7 protein-coding genes are annotated in these 6368 nt (G+C 55.1%); 2 read left to right on the top strand and 5 right to left on the bottom strand.

Annotated features, from left to right (window positions below):
* Positions 1-117 precede the first annotated feature (117 nt).
* The 5 genes from BUE92_RS00750 to BUE92_RS00720 form a co-directional block, all read right to left on the bottom strand.
* Positions 118-837, bottom strand: coding sequence for a PA1136 family autoinducer-binding transcriptional regulator (locus BUE92_RS00750; protein WP_073521543.1), 720 nt, complete (start codon positions 835-837; stop codon positions 118-120).
* Positions 837-1712 (bottom strand): glyoxalase III HchA, encoded by an 876-nt coding sequence (hchA, locus tag BUE92_RS00745; protein ID WP_073521542.1) that lies wholly within the window; start codon positions 1710-1712, stop codon positions 837-839. Before hchA ends, BUE92_RS00750 begins: the two co-directional genes overlap by 1 nt.
* Positions 1713-2390: 678 nt before the next feature.
* Entirely contained in the window at positions 2391-2717 is a 327-nt protein-coding gene (locus BUE92_RS00735; protein ID WP_073521540.1) for a low molecular weight protein tyrosine phosphatase family protein, read from the bottom strand.
* A gap of 373 nt (positions 2718-3090) precedes the next feature.
* The gene (locus BUE92_RS00725; RefSeq protein WP_073521538.1) at positions 3091-3525 is read right to left on the bottom strand and encodes a DUF6678 family protein; all 435 of its coding nucleotides are present in this window, start codon (positions 3523-3525) and stop codon (positions 3091-3093) included.
* Between the two features lie 99 nt (positions 3526-3624).
* On the bottom strand, positions 3625-4080 hold the full coding sequence (locus tag BUE92_RS00720) for a hypothetical protein (protein WP_073521537.1): 456 nt from the start codon (positions 4078-4080) through the stop codon (positions 3625-3627).
* Between the two features lie 328 nt (positions 4081-4408).
* On the opposite strand from BUE92_RS00720, the gene BUE92_RS00715 reads away from it, so the two are divergent.
* Positions 4409-5623: an aldose 1-epimerase family protein gene (locus tag BUE92_RS00715; RefSeq protein ID WP_073521536.1), complete on the top strand. Its 1215-nt coding sequence runs from the start codon at positions 4409-4411 to the stop codon at positions 5621-5623.
* Positions 5624-5852: 229 nt separating this feature from the next.
* On the top strand, positions 5853-6368 hold the full coding sequence (locus BUE92_RS00710; protein WP_073521535.1) for a GNAT family N-acetyltransferase: 516 nt from the start codon (positions 5853-5855) through the stop codon (positions 6366-6368).

The raw sequence follows: 6368 nt of genomic DNA, 5'->3' as shown, positions 1-6368 counted from the left end.
CTTTTGGGGAGGAGGGGGCTGACCGGCGGATTTCGGCCAATAGCCGACATTCAGATCAGCCCATTGAAGAAATTACTCGGAGGTCCAAACGTTCCACCACTCGATCTCGCCGCGTCCTTAACCATCGATATCGCCGTTACGGATGGCCATCCTGATGGCTTGTGCTGTCGTTGTCACGCCCAGACGTCGGCGCGCTGAGCGCAGGTGATTTTCAACCGTACGCTCCGACAAACCGAGAGTTGCTGCAATATCCGCTTGCCGTCTTCCGGCAGCCGTCCATTCCATGACTTCACGCTCTCGCGGGGAAAGGCTTTGTAACGCTTCGTCCAGTGGAGCCTCAAGCAACCGCCTAGCTGCGAAAAAAGCGGCCGTCGCAACCAAGCTTAGTCCCAAGCGAACCCGCGCGCTTCCATCCACCGGCTCACCCCCCAAGCTCATCGCGCCCTCAAGCCCCTGCGGGCCGAAAACTGGTACCTGCAACCCCTGAATCCCTGGGTCACCTGGAGAACGAATCACCCGGTAGCGGTCTTCTCCCTTGACCTGTTCTTTCTGCCAGAAGAAGGATTGCCGAGCATTCAGAAGGTGGCGAGTCACCGGACAATGTCGAACATAAGTCTCGGCATCCACCGATCGACCGTTATCGAACCAATCGCCTTCGACCCAGTAGATATGCTCAACCACTTCTTCACTTGCCGGCGATGCAGAAAACAACACGAATCGATCATAGCCGTAGGGCGTGGCAAAACCCCTGACGGCTTTCTTGATTGATTCAAGTGTGCGCGCCGTCTCTATCTCCAGAGCAGCTCGCATCGCTGTTTCTGCCGCCCCGTCGCTCACTATGAGGCGACCTCTTTCAACAATGCTTCAACTGCCAACTTGCCCAGATTATTGCCTGCCAGTGGGCTGTCGCCGGTCAGCAACTTGCGGTCTTGGAGCGTTGCACCTGAAATATCCTGGTTGACGATCTCAACTCCCATGGCTTTCAATTGCTCACCAAATTTCCAGGTCAAATGCCCAGGCATATAACCGATGTCGGGCGTTTTTGCGTCGAGACTGTCTGGAAATGCGCAAATCTTGTAGCCGTTGAAAATGTAGGAATCCCTCGACTCTCCAATACCCGCCGCGAGCATTGCTGCCGGGCCGTGACATAGGGAAATCACAAATTTGTCGTTGGTGATTGCCCAATGCAAAGCCGCTTTCACGTCGGCACTCTCCGGCAATCCAATCAGCGCGCCGTGTCCGCCGGGTATGAAAACCCCGATGTAATCCGAATCCTCGCCCAGTGCCTTTTCGACCACATCGGAAAGCTTCAAGGGTTTTTTGAACTGTTCGCGGTATTTGGCGTAGAAATTCTTTACCTCGGTATCTTCGGAAGGCATGGCCCAGAACTCAAACTTCACCGGATTGCCTGACAGGGTCGCAACGTCGAACGCGAAACCGGCTTTGTCGAGGTGGTACATGGGTAGCAACGTCTCGACCGGGTGATTACCGGTGGAAAACATGGTGCCGTTGTCGGTCAGTAAATAGCGCTCGTCGGCGCCGATCAGCAATATCTTCCAGCGGCCACCTTGGTAAGGATTAGGGTAATCCGCGTCACTCAAATCAGATTTTGGCGAGGTAAATTGGCTTAGCGAGTATGGAGAGGGGAAAAAGGCATTGTCCTCTGCCTGATCCGGAGTGGGGCGCTTGTCGTCACTCTGCAAGGTAGTCATGGTTTTCTCCTACGAATGGGCCGATTGTTGAAATCAATGCTAATAGCGTGACGCAGGCCCAGCAATGAGGGTTTTCCCTCAAAGAAATTTTCCGCACCCATACAGTACGCCGATCGGCTGCTTTTGGCCGACGGCTGTCGTTGGACACTGGCCGTTTTCCACCCAAGCGGTCATGCGGTGTCGACCAACCGTCGCAGTATCTCCACCAGATACGGTCGTGTGTATCGTTCAGATGGGGCTATGTGTTCCGAGTCCCCCAAGTGCTGATACTCTCCCTCATCAAAAGCCAGATAGATGTTGAATGCTGGCTGCGGCATCGCCTCCTCCATACCTACATCGAAAATGGCAGTGAACAGACCGTTCATTATGTCATCGCCAACCTCATACGGCATTTCACTCAGAACAAATCGTCGGGCAACTTCGATCGAGAGGGCATTCAGAAGTTCGGCCGGGCGCAGCCCTAGATCCCGGCAGTAAACCGATAAGCCGGTTAGTTCCAGCCGGCCTCTTGTGCGATGCTCAACAGGGCCTCGACTTCAGTGTGCTGGATTGCTTTGATCATCGGCGCCCTCGCCCTGGCTGTTTTTAGTGAGCAGCTGCGTGACATTGTCGTCGGCTGCGCCGCCACGCAAGTATGCCTATAGCAATGCTCAGGGTGGAATTCCATGGGCGTTAAGGCTAGCCCTTGAGGTAGGGCGTCACGGTGTCTTCCAGGATGGAGATCAGTTCAGAGTCCATGTAGCGGTAGTCGTCGGGAATATCCAGGACGTGCAGTCGCTTGTGTTCAAGCAGACGTGAATACTCCGCCTGGAGCCGCTGCTGGTGCTTACGCTCCATGACGAATATGACATCAGCCCAGCGTATATCCGCCGGGCCGACCGGCCTGCGTGCATTTGAGCTGGTGCCTGCCGAGCGGGCTTCGAAGCCCGATCGGCGGCGCCACAGAATTTCCGCAGTAGGACTGCGCCATTGATTACGGCTGCAAATGAACAGAAGGTTGGTCATTATTGGTCCAGTAACTGGCGGGTGGTGCGAACGGGATAGCATATGCCGAGCTGGCGTGCCCCCTTCAACTTTTTGGCGCGCCTGTACGGCAGCTTCCAGTTTTTTTCTGGCTTGAACACAAGTGGTTGTGCTGCCTGGTTCTTGCCGCGTTTACGGACTTGCTGGCGTCTCCAGGCTCTGGTTCTTTCCATGATGGTTTCCTCGTGGGTACCGGGGTCAGCAGCCGCGGTAATACGAGTCCGAGACAGGATAAGAGGAATAGGGAAACGTTGCGAGGCCTGTTTGTGTCAGTAGGCTGATTTCGACCCAAAGCTGCCTTCTAGCATCCAGGTCAGATATTGTAATTACTGGGGAGACAGCAGATCTCAGACTGTCATACAGGCGGAAAGTCTTCATACGATTTTGGGAAGTATCCCCAAACTCTCAGAACGTCGGCGCGCACGTCAAACTCGAATCCAATTTGTGCAACCACCTTCGATATTTCGTCTGTATGGTCAATGGTTGTACGTGCAAGCAGCCGTCCTTTTGAGGGGACTGCTTCCGACAAGCCAATGTCGAACCATTCGACGGACGCAAATGGAAACGGTAAATGGTAAAACCACTCGACATCCCACTCCGAGACATATCCTGTGACGCACTTGGATCGGTAGGACGGACGCCACCCCTGAAGTTCGCGGAAATGATTGATCAGCTCATCCCACTTGGTATTGTTCGATGCGCTTGCCAAGTTTCTCGCAGCCACGGCAGCATTGATTTTATTTCGTGTTGCATCATCATGGCCCGCGCCGGCCCTGGGGAGTTCGCTCATATTCAGTCCTATCGATTTTTTGGTGTTCAAGAATGAATGATCGCTTCTGGCCGATTGTACCCGTTGCGAATGTCTTCAATGGGGCTGTTGAATTACCTTTTAGAAAGCCGCCGCATCGTTGATAGCTGCCTCATATGCATGCTTCTCAAATGTGAAGGGGCCAACACTGTCTATGATTTGAGGCTCGTCATAGCCGTTCTCGTAAGCAAAGGAATCCCACGTGAAACAGTCATCGTTTTGGCGAACATATACTGAGTAGGCGCCACACACTATGTCGCCGCACTCGGGGCAGATGTAAAGGAGGATGCGACCACTTTCTGTTTCAGCGTGTTCGCGTAAAAGTAGGCGAGAGTTAGATAGGCTGTTTGGCTCCGGGAAGCCCTTGACGAAACAGCCCATGAAATCTGAATGACCACCATCAGCTAAGACGAGAGCATTGAGCAACGAACGTCCGTTAATCAGAAAATCGATGGAGAATCGTTCGGCCACGGTGCAGCCATTTGAGGAGCTTCCCGGACGAAACAACTGTTGAAATGTGAGGGAACTGGTGTCCATTCCTGCGAACCATTTTATGCACTGAATGTGCGTGGGATTACATACAACATTGAAGGGGGGGCACGGCAAGCTTCATCGGGTGATTGACCGCTTTTGGCCGTTTGCAGCCAATGAGTCAACGCAAGGTTGTAACCGGCACGGATGGACCAAAGCTCATACACCGCCCACTCGCGTTGTCCCTCCAGCATGCCCGCAAGCGCATCGCCTTGACCTCCTTATCTGTTCCACCTTCTTCATGGCCTTTCCCCACACTGTCGCGTCTTTTAAGCTTGCTGAAACGTTTCATCGAGTTTATAAAGCGCAAACAACTCCAATAAAGGCGACCGCCATGACCCCGCTAAAACTCCTCGTTGCCCTCAGCGCACTCTCTGCCGCATCCCACGCCCTGGCCTGGGATTACGTGTTGCTCGACACGGACAAAGCCGCCCAGAACTGGCAGGTCACCAGCCAGCAGCTCGGCATCCAAACCGACAAGCCCTTCAGCGTTACCTTGCGCACCCTGCACGGTGGTCGGCAGGAGGGTGTGAGCATCGTGGATATCGACAACGGCACGATGAAACTCTCGGTAGTACCGACCCGTGGAATGAACGTGTTGCAGGCGTCGGTTGGCAATGTGCGCATGGGTTGGGATTCGCCGGTCAAGGAGGTGGTCAATCCGTCCTTCATCGAGCTCAATGGCCGCGGTGGTCTGGGTTGGCTGGAAGGTTTCAACGAGCTGGTCACCCGCTGCGGCTACGAATGGGTCGGGCACCCTGGCATCGACAACGGCGAACTGCTGACCCTGCACGGGCGGGCCGCGAATATTCCTGCGAATAAAGTCACCCTGCATATCGATGAAAAACCGCCGTACGCCATCACCCTGCGCGGCGAGTTGAAAGAGCAGGCGTTCAAGAAGGTCGATTTCTCTGTTGCGACCGAACTGGTCACCGAGCCTGGCAGTGTGGTGTTCGCCCTCAACGACACGCTGACCAACAATGGCGATTATCCGAAGGAATACCAGGCGCTGTATCACAGTAACTTCAGCACCCCGTTCCTGGAGCAGGGCGCGCGTTTCGTTGCGCCGGTGAAGCAGGTGTCGCCCTTCAACGACAAGGCCAAGGGCGAACTGGCCGACTGGCAAACCTACCGCGCACCGACCAAGGACTATGACGAAACGGTTTACAACGTGGTGCCGTATGCCGATGCCAAGGGCGATACCTTGACCGTGCTGCATAACAAGGCAGGTAGCCTGGGGGTTTCGGTTGGGTTCAATACGCAGACACTGCCCGTGTTTTCCCTGTGGAAGAACACTGATACCCAAGGGCATGGCTATGTCACGGGGTTGGAGCCGGGGACAAGTTTTTCGTACAACCGTCGTTATCAGCGGCCACTGAACCTGGTACCTACAATCGGGGCGAAGGAACATAAGCAGTTCCGTATCAGCTACAGCTTGTTGGCGGATAGGGCCTCTGTTGATAAGGCTTTGAAGCAGGTCAGCGAAATTCAGGGTGGGCGGGAGACTGAGGTGCGGCAGACGCCTTTGGTGGATCTGACCAAGGAGTGACATTGGCTGGAGCCTTCACGCGGGGCCCGGCGTACTTCATCGACGCCGCAACCCGCGCCCTGCAACTGTAGGAGCGAGCTTGCTCGCGAAAAACGCACAGACGCCGCATTTATTCAGGAAACCCTGCGTTATCGTTGACGTTTTTCGCGAGCAAGCTCGCTCCTACAGCAGGGCTTTCTGTCATCGACGGGCATGCATACTGGAATAACCGTATTTCAGGAGCATCTCCATGATTCGCAGGGCAGTATCCGCCGACGCAAAAGCCATTGCCCAGGTACATATCAGTAGTTGGCAAGACGCCTACCGTGACCTGATGCCTGCCCAGTTCTTGAGCGGATTGCAAGCAACGCTGGCTAGGCGCGAAGCCTATTGGGTTCGCTCGATTGCCTCAGGTGAATCAACCGTATGGGTTGCCGAGGAGGGCCAGCAGGTGGTTGGCTGGATATCCGTCGGCGCCAGCCGTGATGCAGACGCCGCGCAGGTAAATGCAGGTGAGGTCATGGCCATCTACGTGCTCGCCGGGCATTGGCACACCGGCATCGGGCTGGCCTTGTGGAATGCCGGCCTGCAGGATCTGATGGCGCAAGGTTATGAGCGTTTAACGCTGTGGGTCTTGACCGGTAATGAAAGGGCTATTGGATTTTATCGCCGGGCGGGGTGTGTCGAGGAGACCGGGACTGAGCGCGATCTTGAGAGGGGCGGTGTTGCGCTGGTGGAGGTGAGGTATGGTTTGCCGTTGAGATAG

Source organism: Pseudomonas fluorescens, assembly GCF_001902145.1.
Classification (GTDB): Bacteria; Pseudomonadota; Gammaproteobacteria; order Pseudomonadales; family Pseudomonadaceae; genus Aquipseudomonas; species Aquipseudomonas fluorescens_BV.
The sequence above is the reverse complement of the archived record's forward strand: the minus strand, read 5'-3'. Positions and strand labels throughout refer to the sequence as shown.

What these genes read in the sequence shown, in the direction of transcription:
- hchA (WP_073521542.1), bottom strand. Translation starts at nt 1,712, where the DNA reads ATGACTACCTTGCAGAGTGACGACAAGCGCCCCACTCCGGATCAGGCA.
- BUE92_RS00735 (WP_073521540.1), bottom strand. Translation starts at nt 2,717, where the DNA reads ATGACCAACCTTCTGTTCATTTGCAGCCGTAATCAATGGCGCAGTCCT.
- BUE92_RS00725 (WP_073521538.1), bottom strand. Translation starts at nt 3,525, where the DNA reads ATGAGCGAACTCCCCAGGGCCGGCGCGGGCCATGATGATGCAACACGA.
- BUE92_RS00720 (WP_073521537.1), bottom strand. Translation starts at nt 4,080, where the DNA reads ATGGACACCAGTTCCCTCACATTTCAACAGTTGTTTCGTCCGGGAAGC.
- BUE92_RS00715 (WP_073521536.1), top strand. Translation starts at nt 4,409, where the DNA reads ATGACCCCGCTAAAACTCCTCGTTGCCCTCAGCGCACTCTCTGCCGCA.
- BUE92_RS00710 (WP_073521535.1), top strand. Translation starts at nt 5,853, where the DNA reads ATGATTCGCAGGGCAGTATCCGCCGACGCAAAAGCCATTGCCCAGGTA.